The following is a 15289-nucleotide window of genomic DNA, read 5'->3' on the forward strand; positions in this document are numbered from 1 at the left end:
GGTTATTAAAATTGACTCGGGAAATGAGAAAGTCTGATCCGCTACAGTTTTTCAAGAAGTTTGTTTAAGAATAAGCGGATCTCCTTGAGATCTTTCTTAACGCTGACGGGGATCTCTGTTTCTTCTTCCTCTCCATCTTTATCCAGAACTTGTTGAGCTCCTTCTGTACTATATTTCTTTTCCTGGATTAGTTCCTTCAGTTTTAAAACTGTTTCAATATCTTTTTCTTTATAGACTCTATTACCGGCTTTATTTTTTTTGGGGCTCAACTGATCGAATACGGTTTCCCAGTAACGCAGCACATGGGCTTCTATATCGGTGATATCACTAACTTCGCCTATGGAGTAATAAAGTTTTTTCATAAGAGGACTAAAAGCGTATCTTTATTGCTAATTATACGTGTTCTGGTGGATTATTTCTAACTCATTGATACAAAATCTTTAATAACACTTTGGCTGAACAAGATTCAAATAGATCAGAGATTGAGCTAAGTATTGTCGTACCGCTTTTTAATGAGGATGAATCACTTACCGAACTTAACAATAAAATTCATGAGGCGCTGGACAGTAAGCGTACTTTCGAAATTATTTATGTCGATGATGGTTCTTCGGACCAGTCATGGAATGTTATCCGAGAAATAGGCAAAGACAGAAATCATGTTCGTGGAATTCGCCTGCAGCGTAACTATGGAAAGAGCTCGGCACTGCAGGCAGGTTTTGAAGTCGCTCGCGGAGAGTTTATTGCTACAATGGATGCCGATTTACAAGACGATCCGTTTGAAATTCCCAAAATGTTGCAGAAGCTCAAAGAAGAGAATCTTCACCTGGTAAGTGGCTGGAAAAAAAAGCGCCACGATCCGGTTTCAAAAACACTGCCTTCACGTTTTTTTAATAAGGTAACCTCAATGGTGACGGGTATTAAACTCAATGATTTCAACTGCGGACTCAAGGTATACAGACGTGAAGTGATTAATCACATTCATTTATACGGGGAGCTGCACCGCTATATTCCCTTTTTGGCTAAACTGGAAGGGTACGACAAAATTGGTGAAAAGGCGGTAAAACATCATCCCAGAAAATACGGAGAAACCAAGTTCGGTCTGTCCCGATTTATGAATGGATTTTTGGATTTAATAACACTTTTGTTTGTAAATCGCTACCTGCAGCGACCGATGCATTTTTTCGGTGCGCTCGGCTTTTTATTTTTGGTGATCGGCGGGCTTGTCAATGTTTATTTATCGATTGAAAAAATATTTTTCGGTCATCCTATCGGAGATCGACCGCTGCTACTTTTAGGCGTTATGCTGATGGTGCTGGGAGCACAGATATTTTCAATAGGTTTTCTGGGTGAACTCATTCAGAAGCGGAATGAGAAACAGGAAAAGCCAAATATCAGGGATAAGATTTAGAGGCTGGAAGCTGGAGGTTAGAAATTTGATGTAGGAGGTTCTAAAGTAGTGACTAATAGTTCCGAGGGAGTTGCACTCCCGAGGTATAGATGCTTTGTTCGGAGGTACAACCTCCTCACAACTAGGCGGGAAGTAGCTCTGCTGCGCAACGTCCAAATTATGCTCAAAATTATCTGATAAATTTCGAAATATATTTTCATGAGTCGTATTGCCTATGATCCGGTAAAGGATCGCTTTGCCATCATTATTCGCAGTTCCAGATTTTTGCGCACGCTATTTTATAAGCTACTGGATCTGTTCTTTCTGCGCAGTTGGTATGTGCGGGATATTTTACGGGAGTACGGTTCCGATATTGACCACGAAAGATCGTGGAAACTGCTGGATGCCGGATCGGGTTTTGGTCAATATGATCGGTTTATCCTGCAGGAGTTCCCCAACGTTAGAGTTAAAGCAATTGATGTAAAAGAAGATTATTTAGAGGATTCCCGCCAATATTTTCGGGAAGAAATCAGTCGTGGCAGGATTGATTTTCAACAGCAGGATCTGTTGCAGATTAACTATGATAATGAGTTTGATTTTACGATCTGTATAGATGTGCTCGAGCATATTGAAGAGGATCGAAAAGTTATGCAGAATATTTATAAGGCGCTTTCACCGGGCGGCTATTTTCTGATGCATTCGCCTTCGGTTTACTCTGAGGAGGATGCCGATGGGGACGATTCCTTTGTGGATGAGCATGCTCGTGTTGGATATTCGAAGGATGATATTCGAAAGAAGCTGGAATCCGCAGGTTTTGAGATAGAGGACATAAAGTATACCTATGGTCCCAAAGGCCACTTGGCGTGGGAGCTGTTGATTAAATATCCCATGCTGTGGCTGACGAAAATAAAGCTCTGGGCGCTCCCGCTGATGGCTGTCTATTATATTTTTACCCTCCCGGTGGGGCTTGTCTTGATGTCACTGGATATGCACGATGATAATGAGCGTGGAACAGGAATTTATGCCCTGGCAAAGAAATCCGGATAATCGACAGATTACCCTTTTCAGTCTCGAATGTAGTATGCACCGACAGTTCCTCACTTGTATATTTAATCTGATTGCCAGGCGGATGACGGGATAAACGTACCTTTTAAATGCTTAATAATTGTACGTCTCGTTGTTCTGTACCTTTTTTGAAAACCGTAAAGTCGGCATCCCAAATTCCCTCCTCTGGAGGGGGGCGTGGAGCGGGGGGTGGGTTATTGATCTGCTTCGGGTAAGCCTGTGACTGGTCTGTGGTACTTTGTGCAAAAAAGTCTAATTATTTCTCCGCCCTGAGAAGGTTTATTTCAGCATCAGCAAACACACTAATCAGTGTTAAATCTGTTCAGATCTGTGGCTAACAATCTAAAATTTCTGCCCAAGCCTTTTCTACTGTTTTATGATCCGAACGACCGCTTAAATCTTTTTTCATGCTTTATTGCTGATTATTAATCGCTTTATCAAAAACAGGCGATGGTTGTATATATCTATCTCCCGGAAGCACAAGCAGCGGTAACTCTGTATAAAAAGCCATCTCTTTTTGGTGATTCCGTTGAGTGATTTTGTCCCAGAAAGATTTATGATATTTAGTCATTACAAGTAGTGCTGTCGAATGGTCATGCAGATACTCCGCAACTCCTGAAAAGAAATCAAGCTCATACTCCATGTAAAAACTGATCTGCTTATAATCGGCTTGTGTAGTAACCAGTTCCCGAAACCCTCTGAATTTAATTTCACTTTGAAGGCTGGGGCCTTCAGCGATGTGCAGCACATCAACAGAAGAATCAAAGATTCGGGCAAGATGAATAATCTGTTGCAGTGCTACCCAATCGCCTTCCCTGTAATCCGTGGTAAACGTAATTTTTTCGAACGGTTTATAGGTGTTGCCTTCTGGTATAGCCAGTACAGGGACATCCGTTTTACTGATCGTATTCGTTGTAACGCTTCCGATAAGAACGCTGCGATCTGCCGTCGCTCCCTTTGTACCCATCACAATGAGGTCGGGTTTCTGATCTTTGACATGATTCACTAAACTGGTGGGTGGCTGCCCGCTCGCAAGGACTGTTGAAACTTCCAGATCTTTGTATTCATTACGGTTTAAAAGATTTTCTTTTATACCGTCTAATTTTTGAGTGGTATTCTCCTCCAGCGGCTCGGTGGCCCCTTCAAAGCTGGTCATAGTTCTGGATTCGCGCTTTGAATGGAAAAGCGTCAGTTTGGCTCCCGTTCGTCGAGCTATTTCCACAGCAAAAGAAAGTGCCTGATCGGCATTTTTGGAAAAATCAGTGGGAAACCAGATATGATTAATTGAGAAATCCATGATATATCAATTTAAATTTGATCAATAAACAGAAGAATAGGGATATAAGAATGAAAAATTTGTAGTGCTGAGTGTTGAGAACTATGTAAGGTTTTTGCGCACAGGGAAGTTCAATATAATTGTAGGATAAAATCTCACAGCATGACAGTACTAAAAGCCTACATCAATGATAGCGTTTGAAATGCCAACAAGGGAGTATGAAAATGCTGATTATTACGAAAGCTGGTGTAAATCTGTTGATGATTGCTGGTTGAAAATAAGAACATAAAATAGGAGAGATTATGAATACAAAACAAATGGTAAAAAATATGAAGCTGGTAAGTGGAGGTATCGCATTACTGTCAGCTGCTGGAATTACTTATGCTATCTCACGTCAAATACGGAAACGCGAACTATATAAGCGGCCTTTTGATCCCAAAAATATAGTTGATGTTGAAGGGAAAATTGAGTCTGTTGAACAATCCGGGGAAAAGAAAGATGAAGCACAAGGGATCTATATAAATTTGGCAACAGATGGTAAAACGATTCCGGTACATCTGGGTCCGGCATGGTTTATCAACCATCAGAATCATCTTTTAAAGACGGGTGATAAAGTCCAGATCAGAGGATCGAAAACCAAGTTCCAAAATCGTGAAATACTAACAGCTGTGTCAGTGATCCACGGTGATGAAGAACTCAAACTCCGTGATGAAGACGGCACACCTTATTGGAACAGCTGGCGTAAAGTGAAAGCATAAAAATCCAGAAGAATCGTGGGCCCGTCAGCATGTTATAGCAGTGGTAATATGCTGATGATGCCTGCGATAGAGACTAACAGGATAATGCCAATCAATGATTTGCTTTTACGAAACCCAACCCAAAAGATAAATAACCCTGCCTTAACCAAAGTGTTGGCGATAACCGATATAACAATACCCAATGTCGCTACTACATCACTCGTTCCTTCAAGTGCCATACGTGATAACGAAAGTGTAATAGCATCAACATCCATCAATCCGGATATAAGTGACAGCAGGTAAATTCCCTCGTCACCATACCACTCTTCGAGGGCGGTAGCCAATAGCATTATGACTCCCAGCAAAACACCGAATTGCAGAGCCGTAAAGAAGTTAAGCGGATTCTTGAGCTCGATCTCCGGCCGTTCCTGCGAAGACTGATTGTATTTCATCGACAGCCAGATTCCCCCACCTGCCGTTAGTATCAACATAACAGTGAGAGGTATCCACAGGGGGTGCAGAAGATTTGGATTCACAATGGCAACTTCTACAGCTACACGGACAAACATAATAGAAGAGGCAACCAAGACGCCGGCAATAAAGATATGACTGCCTATGTTTTTTTGCTGTCTGGCAAATTGAGCAAGACTCAGAGTAACAGCAGTGGACGAGGCGAGTCCGCCTGTAACAGAGGTTAAAAGTGTACCTAATCGCTCTCCCTGGTGTTTGATAAGAAAATAGCCTATGAAAGATAATCCCGAGATAAGTACCACCATCCACCATATCCAATAGGGATTCAGTGCCTGCCAGGGACCATATCCTTGGTTGGGAAGCAGCGGTAACAACACGACAGAAATGACCAGCAGTTTTAATCCCGCATAAATCTCCTTGACTTCTATCTTTCGAAGCCAGCGATGCAATACTGGTTTTAAATTGAGCAGTATCATCACGATAACTGCAAAGCTTATAGCATAAACCCGGTATCCAAAAGCGGCCCATGCAGCCAATGAGAATGTAAGTAACAAAGCAATCTCGGTTGTGATGCCAATATCTTTATTGCCTTTTACCTTGTACTCCACGACATAAGATGCTACGATAAGAGCTCCAATACACAGAAACACAACGGCAAGTATCCATTCAGCTACAAATCCAGACATCTCTGCCCATAAACCTCCCAGTAAACCGACAAGGCTGAATGTGCGGATACCTGCAACCCGATCGCCTTCATCCTGCTCGCGTCCGCTCCATCCGCGCTCAATTCCGATGAGCAGACCAACTGCCAGTGCTGCCAGCAGGTTCCAAAAAATTTGCAATTCTATCTCCATTATGGATCCCGATTACCTTTGCCGTGTACTGAAATTGAACCTAAAGCTAATAGATTTGCCGAATAAAAGCAGGTTCCTTTTATAAGAGGAACAATAGATGATATTTAAGGATAAAGGTTATCAGTTGTTAAACCTGAATCTATGCTATATTAGAAGAATAGATGATTGGTAAAAATTATATCTGGTAATCCAAGTAGAGGTATATTATGAATAACCAAACATTACAGCTGTATGATTATCACAGATGGGCGAACAAACGGATTGTTAATCATCTTAAAAAGTTGCCGGCTGAAGTTTATGACCGGGAAATTAAAAGCGTTTTTAGCTCAATACGCGAGGTGATTATTCATGTTTATCAGACTGACGGTATGTGGCTAAGTGTAATGGGAGGTGATTCGTTAGGAGAAACCATGGATAAAATCAGTCAGCTTCGGGAAAAAAGTACGGGTAGAGATATTTATGATATGCAGTATCTTTATTCAAAGATGACAGAGCAGTATAAAGCTTTCTTTGATGAGCAGAGAGATCTTGAGAAAATTATTGAAATAGAACATCCTAAATTTGGTAAGATGAAAACTGCCATTTCTGCAATGGTTACACACGTTGTCAATCACGGAACTTATCACCGGGGAAATATTTCTGCGATGCTACGCCAGCAGGGACATGAGGGAGTACCGACAGATTATATATTTTATTTATATGAGATTGACTGATCCCGACCAGTCAAGAGTTCGTTAAACGTTTAGTGACGCAAACAGGTTATAAACTTCTACATCATCATTAAAAAGTGTTTTCCTATGGATCTGGAAAATAAAACAGCCCTTGTTACAGGTACGAGCAGAGGTATCGGTCATTCCATCACTAAGGCGCTGCTGGACAACGGTGTTATTGTGGCGGGATGGAGCCGTACAAAACCAAAAGATTTTGCGCATGAAAACTTTCACTATGTGAAAGCGGATCTTACCCAACAGGATTCTGTTGAGGAAGCCTATCAAGAAACCATAGAGTTATTGGGAGAGCAGATCCATATTCTAATAAATAATGCTGGTGTGGGTTACAAAGGAGCAATGGATGAGATGCCGCCGGAAAAGTGGCGCTATCTCTTTGATCTGAATGTACATGGGATCTTCTATATAAGTCGATTGGTAATTCCTCAGATGAAAGCCGATGAAAAGGGACATATTATCAATATTTCCTCGGGAGCAGGGACAAATGGCATAGCAGGTATGAGTTGTTACTCGGCGACCAAACATGCTGTCGTCGGTATATCACGTTCACTTCATCAGGAGTTGCGTGATTATGGCGTGAAAGTTACGTGTCTGTCACCCGGCTCGGTGGATACCGGCTTTTCTGATTCCGTGAAAAATAAGTTGCAGCCGGATGATTTAGCCCAGTCAGCAATATATATCTTGCAATGCCCGCAGAACTTCCATTATACCGATGTGCAGGTACGTCCGTTGCAGCCGTAACAGACGTATCTTTTTTATACCCGGGAAGACTATGCTGATTACTTTCCTGAAGATGAAAATCGAGTTGAAATTATAGCAGATATAGAAGTAACTGGTGATACCACAGTGCGAGGATGGGGCGCTAAATATCCGGAGATAAATTTTCTAGAAATCGAAAGGAGTGTGTGAATAGAAAATTCTTGAGACTATCTGATATCAAGCCGAACTGGTGATCACAAAATTTTATATTAAATAAAAAAAGCCCCTGCATCCGCCGGTTGGCGAATTACAAGGGCTTTATAGAGTACCGCGTACGGGATTCGAACCCGTGCTACCGCCGTGAAAGGGCGGCGTCCTAAACCCCTAGACGAACGCGGCATATACTTAATGGAACGCGGATGATACAGATATTAGTAAAAAAATATTACTTCGAGCTTCCGTCCGATCCGTGTAATCTGCGTTCTATTCCCAAAAAAAGAAGGGAGCCCGATGGGATTTGAACCCACGGCCTCCAGGGCCACAACCTGGCGCTCTAACCAGCTGAGCTACGAGCTCCATAAGTATCAGTAGGTTATCACTGACAGTTGATAATAACGAACTCTGTGTCCCTTTCGTTACCATCAATTTTAAGGCTCCAAAGATACGGAATATTCTGAGAGATTCAATAAAATTTATGGTTGAAATATCTGGTAAAGAAAGCAAATGTATAGTCAAAGCAATTATAGATCTCTTTAGCTCTACATGTGGGGTAATGGATGATCTCTCATCTGGATTAGGGTAATACCCGTCACTCTGTGAATAGTGAAACTGTTTCATTGTAAATGAGTGTTTTTACAATACAAAGCGTATCCTTTTATGGAAGATCGACCTCAAGGACTCCATTGGTATGATACATTACAAAAACAAGAATCTTTTGAAAAGGAGAGAAGTATGAAAGCAAAAACTCCCACTTATCTGGAAAAGTATATAGAAGATGCCAGCCAGTGGATAGAAGAAATTTCTGCTCATATGGAGGTTAATGACAGAAAAGATAAAGATATAGCCTGGAACGCTCTTCGTGGGGTGTTACATGCTATTCGTGATCGGATAATACCAGAAGAAGCTTTTCAACTATCGGCACAGCTTCCGATGTTAATCCGGGGGCTTTATTTTGAAGGATATCATTTCCCAGATAAGCCCGAAAAATTTCATGTGGAAGGATTCAAAAATAGAATTGAAGATGCATTTGGCCCAATGCCTGATATTGATACTGAGTTGGCTTTTAGATCTGTACTTCTGGTGCTTTACTCACACATAAGTAAGGGAGAGTTGGAGGATATCTATAGTAACATGCCGAAAGATATTCAACAATTCTGGGACGAAAATTATAAAACACAAACTGTTTAATAAATACAGGATATATCATGAACGATAAAACTCCAATGACCAAACGCGAAAAGTATATAGATAAACTGACAACCAAACTGAAAAAATGGGATCGCGAACTCGAGGAATTTGAGGAAAAATATGAAAAGCATCTTTCTGAGATAAAACAGGATGCGAAGCAAAGGCTCGACAGATTAAAAATGAAACGGAGCAAACTCAGTGAAAAAGTTGACCGACTGGAGGAAGCTGGTAAAAATACATATCAAGAGCTAAAAAATGATGCAGAAAAGCTATGGAATGATATCAAAAAGGGTATTAAATCTTTGAAAAAAGAAGTCAAAAAATAGCTGTTCTCATTTTACGGCATATCAACCATCTTGAGGTTCAGCCGTTTTTTTAAGTGCCTCTTCGGCGGGTAGTACCAGAAGGGGTACTTTTGTATAAATGGTTTTTTCGATGTGATCCTCCTCAGTCAGAGACTTGAAGAAAGACTTCTTATTACGGGTCATAACAATCAGCTCATCAGTGTGATCATGCAGAAAGGCTGACAAGCCAGTATAAAAATCATCGTCAAAAATGAGGCGGAAAGATATATTCGAAGCATTTATGGATTCTTTAACCATCTCCTTGAATCCTCTGAATTTTATCTGCGTCTCCAGATTATCTTTTGTTGCTATGTGCAAGACGGTAATCTCGGTATTAAACAGTTCTGCTAAATCTGTCAGCTGTTGTAGTTTTACCAGGTCTCGATCATTATAATCGGTCGCAAAGACAAATCGGCTGAAATCCGAATAATTTTGTTCCGGAGGTACTACCAGCACGGGTACAGGAGACTTAACTATAACTTCAGACGAAATGCTTCCAAAAATAATTTTTGCCATATTCGTTTTTCCGGTAGTCCCCATCACAATAAGATCACCTGCCAAATCGAGTATAGTCGGAACTGTTTCTCCAAACTCAATGGTAGTTTCAATATATAAGTCTTTGTATATGTTTTGACTGATAACTTCTTCCATCATTTTGTCTGAACCGTAAACGTACGATGGTTTTGCGGAATGCATTACCAGCAAATCAGCTTTACACCGATGCGCAATTTCTGTGGCATACCTGAATGCATTTTTAGCCGAGTCGGAAAAATCTGTCGGATGAAGTATCTGTTGAATATTATCTAACATATTAATTATGACTGTTTTTCTTTTTTCTTAATCATTTCTTTTATAGGTAAAATGAGCAGAGGAACAATTGTATAATAGCTCATTTCCTTAGTTTGATGTTTCTTAAATATAGAAAGTGACTCTTCATAACGATTCATAACCAATAGAGAAATGCTACCGTTTAACATTTGATTGGAGATAGCATCAAAGAAAGAGTTGGTTATATCGTGATCAAAGTCGATATCCTGATAAGGGATCGATTCTTTTGCCACTTCTATGAGTCCGCGGAACATAATTTCAGCCCTAAAATCATTTTCCAGTGATGAGTGAAAAACCTTTATTTTTGAGCCAAACAGATCGGCGAAATCGGTTATATATTTCAGTGCCTCAATATCCCCATCCTGATAATCGGTTGTAAATACGATCTGCTTGAAGCCGTCATATTCAGCTTCTTTGGGTACAGCCAATACCGGTACGTGAGAGTGTTGAATAACTTCTGCAGTGGAACTGCCAAAGAAAAACTTTTCCAAACCGGTACGTCCCTTCGTCCCCATTACAACAAGATCAATATCCCGCTCTCTGGATTCTTCAAGAATAGTAAATTGAGCTCTTCCTGTTTGCATATAGGTTTTTATATCCAGACTACTGTACTTTTCATCTTCTTTGATACTATTTTTCAATCTATCGAATAGCAATTTTACTCTTTGGTCCAGGGTGTCTCTGATATCTTTAATCATGGGAGCAAAATCATAAGGTTCTTCAATAGAGTGCATAATATGCAGCGTCGCGTCATAGGTACGCGCGATCTCCAGAGCAAAGGTTAAAGCATTTTCCGTGTTTTCGGAGAAGTCGGTGGGGAATAAAATATTTTTGATATTCATAGTGAATGCAGGTTTAAAATTAATCTTAAATAAAATTGTGTAACTAGCAATAGTTACTATCGTTTCCAGCTCACTCTTACCATCTGCTTATCGTCATACTCGTAGTTTAAACTTCCTTTGTATGAATCGAATAACACTTGGCCTATTTGACCCGCCATATGAGCTCCCGTGGTAGTAATCTCTGTATGTGTTTTATATTCTCTGATCTCAATTACACGTTCCAACGGGTATTCAGATGTTTCCTTGCGCTGTATCTGTTGGACCAGTTTCATTATCTCAGCGTTATGGGATTGGAAAAAAGTCCCTTTCAATACTACAACAGCTGCAGGGCGTCGACTTTTTATCCGTTCACAAGCCGGACATAAAATTGATGATGCCTCTTCGGGGATATCGTCCCAGGTCCACCGGCCATCTGTATAAAGAGCCCCGCACTCACTACAAACTGCGGTGTTGGATACCGTTTTTTTATAGATACCCCCTGTATTCAGAGTTGTTTTTTGATCAACATTCTTTTCTGTCATTTCTATGTCTGTAAAGTTTAAATCATCTAACTGTATTAATAATCGCTTTTCCTGAACTATATCGTTGTAAGAGTTGCCGTTTACTATTTGTGAGGAAAAAACCTGCATGATTCCTGTCATGTTTTTCCCTACAGGTTAGATCCTATTCGAACTACATCTGCTTTGGTGAATCAATTTACAATGCACCTTTCAGGAAAAGCTGATATTGTTTTGTGAACTTTTCTAAACCATAGTTAAAAGGAAAAAAGATGAGAGTAATAAAAATGTTTTTGGGATTGTTTGTTGGAGCATTATTGCTTGTAAACACAGCTGTTGCTCAGCAGCAGTCCCAGCATCAGCAGATGATGCAGCAACAGATGAAAGAGATGCAGGATATGAACCGGCAAATGAATCAGATGAATGAGCGGGTTCATATGATGAATCAGGAGATGACGCGCATGATGGAAAAGACGCAAAACGAGCAGATGCAGCATCAATTCCAGATGATGCACCGCATGGGTGAGCAGGTGGGACTCATGTTGGGCAACATGAAGAATGCAGCCGAACGATGTAATATGATGCTTCAGGACCGGCAGATGATGCAGGATCCCGAAATGCAGAAAGATATGGAGCAAATACGTCAGCAGATGCGGGATATGATGGGGCAGCTCGAAGAAACGGTGGGCACAATGGAACGTATGACCGAAAGACTGCGAAAGCATCAGCCGGATCAAAATTAATCTTAAAAAACCATAGCGTTGAAAAAAGCAAGAATATGGTTTTTACTCATAGGAGCTATGTTGCTTGAGATCGCAGGAGCCGGGAATCTGGTTGCGCAACAGCTGTATTACAACGGCAATATGCAACTGTCCTCCGGCTCCTATTTTTTTGAAGAGCGGACGCAAAGTTTCTATTTGACGAATGGATTAAGTGTAAGTGATCCACGTTATAATGCCTCATTTAGCTTTCCGTTTGTTGTCCAAAATTCGCCGTGGATATCGTACAGCGGTACAGGAGGAATACCTACCGGCGGACCTCAAAACAAGTCAGTAGGTCAACATACCAGGCAGGGTATGGGACAGGGAATGGGAAATCGCAGACACCAAATAGATCTGCCTGACACTGCTTCATATACGCAATCAGGGTTCAGTGACCCCACCGTGAACCTCGGCTATAAGATTATTGGTAAGGATCTTGGTACTACTTCCCTAAAGCTGGATGCGTCTCTAAAATTTCCGCTTGCGGATCCTACCCGCGGATTCGGTACCGGCGAATGGGATGTGGGATGGGGAGGATCTATATCTCAAGGGATAAGTACCTGGTTCTTGTCCGGCAATTTGATGTACTGGCACTACGGAGATATGCCTGATCTGAAGCTGAAGAACGCGTTGAATTATGGGGCAGGGATTGGCAAGTCTCTGGCCGGCGGCAAATGGATGCTGTTGAGTTCCTTTTTTGGGATGACAGAAATCATCGAAGATGTGGATCCGCCCATGTCGGTTGGACTGGGAATAGGCCGCCAGCTTGGTAGTCGGACAAACTTGAATGTCAATATGTATTACGGCTTGTCAGAATCCTCCTCCGATGTTTCAGTCGGAGCTGGCTGGCAGGTTAGATTAAACTAAAAGCAAATATAAACTTAACCATCCGATTGCAATACCACCATTCGGATAGAAATAGTAAAAAGTGAAAAACTATGAAAACTCTGTTTTATACAACAATCACCTTGCTCTTTGTTCTTTTGACGGCATCGTCGGCAGAGGCACAAAATAAGCAGCGCGCTAAGCAATATGTCAGAAATTTTGATGTCAACACAGTTGAAACAATACGTGGAGAAATTTCTGAAATTCTTACAGAGCAAGGGAAGGCAGGAAGTACGAAAGGCAAGCATTTGATCCTTGCAACCGGTTCCGGTAGCGAAATTGAAGTTCATCTGGGCCCCGTCTGGTATCTTGATGAACAGGAGGCTGTCTTGGGCGAAGGGGATCAAATATCGGTAACGGGATCCAGAGTTATGTATCAGAATCGGGAAGTTATTATTGCCTCTGTCATACAAAAAGATGAAATGAAGTTATGGCTGAGAGACGAACAGGGGATTCCTTACTGGAATGCCTGGAGAAGGGGAAATTTAAAGTAATAACCACTTTTGTAACTATAGCTAAAAAATAACGAGAACAAGAGGAAAAACTATGGATGCAGCACATTTACACTTATTGACCAACCACATTCCAATATTACTGACATTTCTTTCGACTGCCATGTTGGTATGGGCAGTTATCAGCAAAAATAGCGAACACTATAAGATTGCTTTTATTGGATTTGTTTTAGCCGGTCTTGCTGTTTTGATTGTATTTCAAAGCGGTGAAGAGGCTGAAGATATTGTCGAAGAAATAGCCGGAATTTCGCATGACACTATTGAAGCACATGAACATGCAGCTGATATTGCCTGGTGGTTGACTGTAGTTTTGGGAGCTGGCGGTATTGCGGGACTCTTCATGTTCAAAAAGCAGGGAAAGAGATTTAAACCTTTTGTTTGGACCTTGCTGATATATGCTTTGGTAACATTCGGTTATCTTGCCTATACCGGCAATCTGGGCGGGCACATACGCCATATAGAAATAACGGGCGAACAACAGAGCAGTATTATAATTCCTGAAAAATCTCTAACTGTTTATAAGACTATATCTTAGATATATTTTTCCTATGATAGCTTTACTAAATAAATATGTCACCCTGAATTTATTTCAGGGTCTGTAGCAGAGAGGGGTTAAAAGCTCTAATGAAAGCAAAGAAGCTAATTATTTAAAATATTTGCCTAAACCTTAAACTAACATTGCATCTATATTATTCAACAGAGGTGTTATTATTAGAAAAAGTAAAGTTGGTCCTTATATATTCTGGCTGATTCCCTTACTGGTTATTCCGCTGTGGTTAACAGCCTATCCGGAAACAACAATCAGGCACAGCGCCAAAGTATTTCCGACCCCGTTATATTAGTGCTGAAGAGATATCTTATGAGTTTCTACAAATTCTAAACGCCTGGTACTTTAATTAATCCTATGCAAAAAACCGGTAATTCCAATATCGTACGTTTCACCGCCTTCCTTTTGGCAGCGGTTTTGGTGGTATATATCATGGTGCAAGCTCAGCTGATATTGCTTCCCCTGGCTTGGGCACTGCTTATTTCACTGCTCATTTTACCGGCCACACAGTGGCTGGAAAAGAAGAACATCCCCCGGTTCGCAGCGATAATATCTGTGTTGATAATAGTAACTTTTTTTATAGGTCTTGTACTGTACATACTATCTTTTCAAATATTGGGCTTATTGCGTGATGCCCCTGCTGTAACCGGCAAACTGAACGACTGGATTTTGTCACTTCAGCAGACAGGTGAAGAAGTTTTTGGAGTTACAAACGAAGCGATAGCCCAACAGATTTCCAACTCCCTGTCAGGTATTATAAACAACTCACTGGTTATGCTGCAGAACTCACTTTTTTCGGCATTTCAGACCATAACCCTGATAACAGTTATCCCCCTGTACATTTTCTTTATGCTCTATTATAGAGATCTTTTTTATGGAGGATTACTTGGTTTGGCAAAAAGTCACCGTACAAAGGCTTCTGATATCATTAGCAAAGTAAATAAGGTAGTTCAGCAGTATATGGCCGGATTAATGGCCGTTACGGTGATAATTGGAATTCTCTTCTATATAACTTTAACGCTTTTGGGAATTAATTACGCTTTATTCTTTGCGGTATTACTGGCCGTTTTCAATCTCGTGCCATACATCGGAGTGATCATTGCTTCGCTTGCCGTTATTCTCTACACCATTGCTACCACAGATTCACTGTTTTTTCCTTTTGCTGTACTTATTTCTCTTTGGTTTGTCCAACTGGTGGAAAATAATTTGATTACGCCTTATGTACTGGGATCACAGGTTAGACTAAATCCCATGGTAGCACTTATTGCCATATTTGTAGGTGGCAGCATCTGGGGCGTATCGGGAATGATTTTATTTATCCCTCTTCTGGGAGCTTTAAAAGTTGTATTTGCCGAATTCGATGAATGGAAACCCGTGGCCCTGCTTCTTGGCGATTATCGGACGCAGCACGAGATGCGAGAAGAAGAGGTATCAAAAGAATAGTAATTT

18 protein-coding genes and 2 tRNA genes are annotated in these 15289 nt (G+C 41.0%); 12 read left to right on the forward strand and 8 right to left on the reverse strand.

Annotation, left to right across the window (positions count from 1 at the left end; translation table 11 throughout):
* Positions 1-41: 41 nt before the first annotated feature.
* Positions 42-362 carry a MerR family transcriptional regulator gene (locus ACT3ID_RS03820; RefSeq protein ID WP_491540667.1) on the reverse strand — a complete coding sequence of 107 codons (321 nt, stop codon included), beginning with the start codon at positions 360-362 and terminating at the stop codon, positions 42-44.
* Between the two features lie 89 nt (positions 363-451).
* Here ACT3ID_RS03820 and ACT3ID_RS03825 point away from each other — a divergent pair, with 89 nt between their 5' ends.
* Positions 452-1408, forward strand: a complete 957-nt coding sequence (locus ACT3ID_RS03825; RefSeq protein WP_491540668.1) for a glycosyltransferase family 2 protein — start codon at positions 452-454, stop codon at positions 1406-1408.
* A 198-nt stretch (positions 1409-1606) separates the two neighbouring features.
* Positions 1607-2434 (forward strand): class I SAM-dependent methyltransferase, encoded by an 828-nt coding sequence (locus tag ACT3ID_RS03830; RefSeq protein ID WP_491540669.1) that lies wholly within the window; start codon positions 1607-1609, stop codon positions 2432-2434.
* A gap of 430 nt (positions 2435-2864) precedes the next feature.
* Here the strand turns inward: ACT3ID_RS03830 and ACT3ID_RS03835 are convergent, their stop codons facing one another.
* The gene (locus tag ACT3ID_RS03835) at positions 2865-3749 is read right to left on the reverse strand and encodes a universal stress protein (RefSeq protein WP_491540670.1); all 885 of its coding nucleotides are present in this window, start codon (positions 3747-3749) and stop codon (positions 2865-2867) included.
* 281 nt (positions 3750-4030) lie between these two features.
* Between ACT3ID_RS03835 and ACT3ID_RS03840 the strand changes: the two genes are divergently transcribed.
* Positions 4031-4486, forward strand: a complete 456-nt coding sequence (locus ACT3ID_RS03840; RefSeq protein WP_491540671.1) for a MamS/MamX family magnetosome protein — start codon at positions 4031-4033, stop codon at positions 4484-4486.
* Positions 4487-4518: 32 nt separating this feature from the next.
* On the opposite strand, the gene ACT3ID_RS03845 is transcribed toward ACT3ID_RS03840, so the two are convergent.
* Positions 4519-5790: an MgtC/SapB family protein gene (locus ACT3ID_RS03845; RefSeq protein ID WP_491540672.1), complete on the reverse strand. Its 1272-nt coding sequence runs from the start codon at positions 5788-5790 to the stop codon at positions 4519-4521.
* A gap of 206 nt (positions 5791-5996) precedes the next feature.
* Between ACT3ID_RS03845 and ACT3ID_RS03850 the strand changes: the two genes are divergently transcribed.
* Together ACT3ID_RS03850 and ACT3ID_RS03855 are read left to right on the forward strand one after the other, a co-directional pair.
* Positions 5997-6503: a DinB family protein gene (locus ACT3ID_RS03850; protein WP_491540673.1), complete on the forward strand. Its 507-nt coding sequence runs from the start codon at positions 5997-5999 to the stop codon at positions 6501-6503.
* An 84-nt stretch (positions 6504-6587) separates the two neighbouring features.
* A complete protein-coding gene (locus ACT3ID_RS03855) occupies positions 6588-7259 on the forward strand; it encodes an SDR family oxidoreductase (protein WP_491540674.1) in 672 nt (223 codons plus the stop codon).
* Positions 7260-7543: 284 nt separating this feature from the next.
* Here the strand turns inward: ACT3ID_RS03855 and ACT3ID_RS03860 are convergent.
* Together ACT3ID_RS03860 and ACT3ID_RS03865 are read right to left on the reverse strand one after the other, a co-directional pair.
* Positions 7544-7616 (reverse strand) — tRNA-Glu (locus ACT3ID_RS03860).
* Positions 7617-7719: 103 nt separating this feature from the next.
* Positions 7720-7793, reverse strand: a tRNA-His gene (locus tag ACT3ID_RS03865).
* Positions 7794-8093: 300 nt separating this feature from the next.
* On the opposite strand from ACT3ID_RS03865, the gene ACT3ID_RS03870 reads away from it, so the two are divergent.
* Together ACT3ID_RS03870 and ACT3ID_RS03875 are read left to right on the forward strand one after the other, a co-directional pair.
* On the forward strand, positions 8094-8624 hold the full coding sequence (locus ACT3ID_RS03870; protein WP_491540675.1) for a DUF2267 domain-containing protein: 531 nt from the start codon (positions 8094-8096) through the stop codon (positions 8622-8624).
* A gap of 17 nt (positions 8625-8641) precedes the next feature.
* Positions 8642-8950, forward strand: coding sequence for a sll1863 family stress response protein (locus ACT3ID_RS03875; protein ID WP_491540676.1), 309 nt, complete (start codon positions 8642-8644; stop codon positions 8948-8950).
* A gap of 21 nt (positions 8951-8971) precedes the next feature.
* Here ACT3ID_RS03875 and ACT3ID_RS03880 read toward each other — a convergent pair whose 3' ends face one another.
* Genes ACT3ID_RS03880 through ACT3ID_RS03890 form a run of 3 tightly spaced genes read right to left on the reverse strand, consistent with a single transcriptional unit; the run spans position 8972 to position 11279 of the window.
* Positions 8972-9778, reverse strand: coding sequence for a universal stress protein (locus tag ACT3ID_RS03880; RefSeq protein ID WP_491540677.1), 807 nt, complete (start codon positions 9776-9778; stop codon positions 8972-8974).
* 5 nt (positions 9779-9783) lie between these two features.
* Positions 9784-10638, reverse strand: a complete 855-nt coding sequence (locus ACT3ID_RS03885; protein WP_491540678.1) for a universal stress protein — start codon at positions 10636-10638, stop codon at positions 9784-9786.
* A 56-nt stretch (positions 10639-10694) separates the two neighbouring features.
* Positions 10695-11279 (reverse strand): BCAM0308 family protein, encoded by a 585-nt coding sequence (locus ACT3ID_RS03890; RefSeq protein ID WP_491540679.1) that lies wholly within the window; start codon positions 11277-11279, stop codon positions 10695-10697.
* A 128-nt stretch (positions 11280-11407) separates the two neighbouring features.
* Here ACT3ID_RS03890 and ACT3ID_RS03895 point away from each other — a divergent pair, with 128 nt between their 5' ends.
* The 5 genes from ACT3ID_RS03895 to ACT3ID_RS03915 all read left to right on the forward strand — a co-directional run bounded on the left by ACT3ID_RS03895 (position 11408) and on the right by ACT3ID_RS03915 (position 15283).
* Positions 11408-11878 carry a hypothetical protein gene (locus ACT3ID_RS03895; RefSeq protein WP_491540680.1) on the forward strand — a complete coding sequence of 157 codons (471 nt, stop codon included), beginning with the start codon at positions 11408-11410 and terminating at the stop codon, positions 11876-11878.
* An 18-nt stretch (positions 11879-11896) separates the two neighbouring features.
* Positions 11897-12763, forward strand: coding sequence for a transporter (locus ACT3ID_RS03900; protein ID WP_491540681.1), 867 nt, complete (start codon positions 11897-11899; stop codon positions 12761-12763).
* Between the two features lie 71 nt (positions 12764-12834).
* Positions 12835-13275, forward strand: a complete 441-nt coding sequence (locus ACT3ID_RS03905; RefSeq protein WP_491540682.1) for a MamS/MamX family magnetosome protein — start codon at positions 12835-12837, stop codon at positions 13273-13275.
* A gap of 52 nt (positions 13276-13327) precedes the next feature.
* Entirely contained in the window at positions 13328-13828 is a 501-nt protein-coding gene (locus ACT3ID_RS03910) for a hypothetical protein (RefSeq protein ID WP_491540683.1), read from the forward strand.
* Between the two features lie 369 nt (positions 13829-14197).
* Complete coding sequence (locus ACT3ID_RS03915) at positions 14198-15283, forward strand: AI-2E family transporter (protein WP_491540684.1); 1086 nt, start codon at positions 14198-14200, stop codon at positions 15281-15283.
* The last annotated feature ends 6 nt before the right edge of the window (positions 15284-15289 follow it).

It is taken from the genome of Fodinibius sp. GM108 (genome assembly GCF_058386985.1).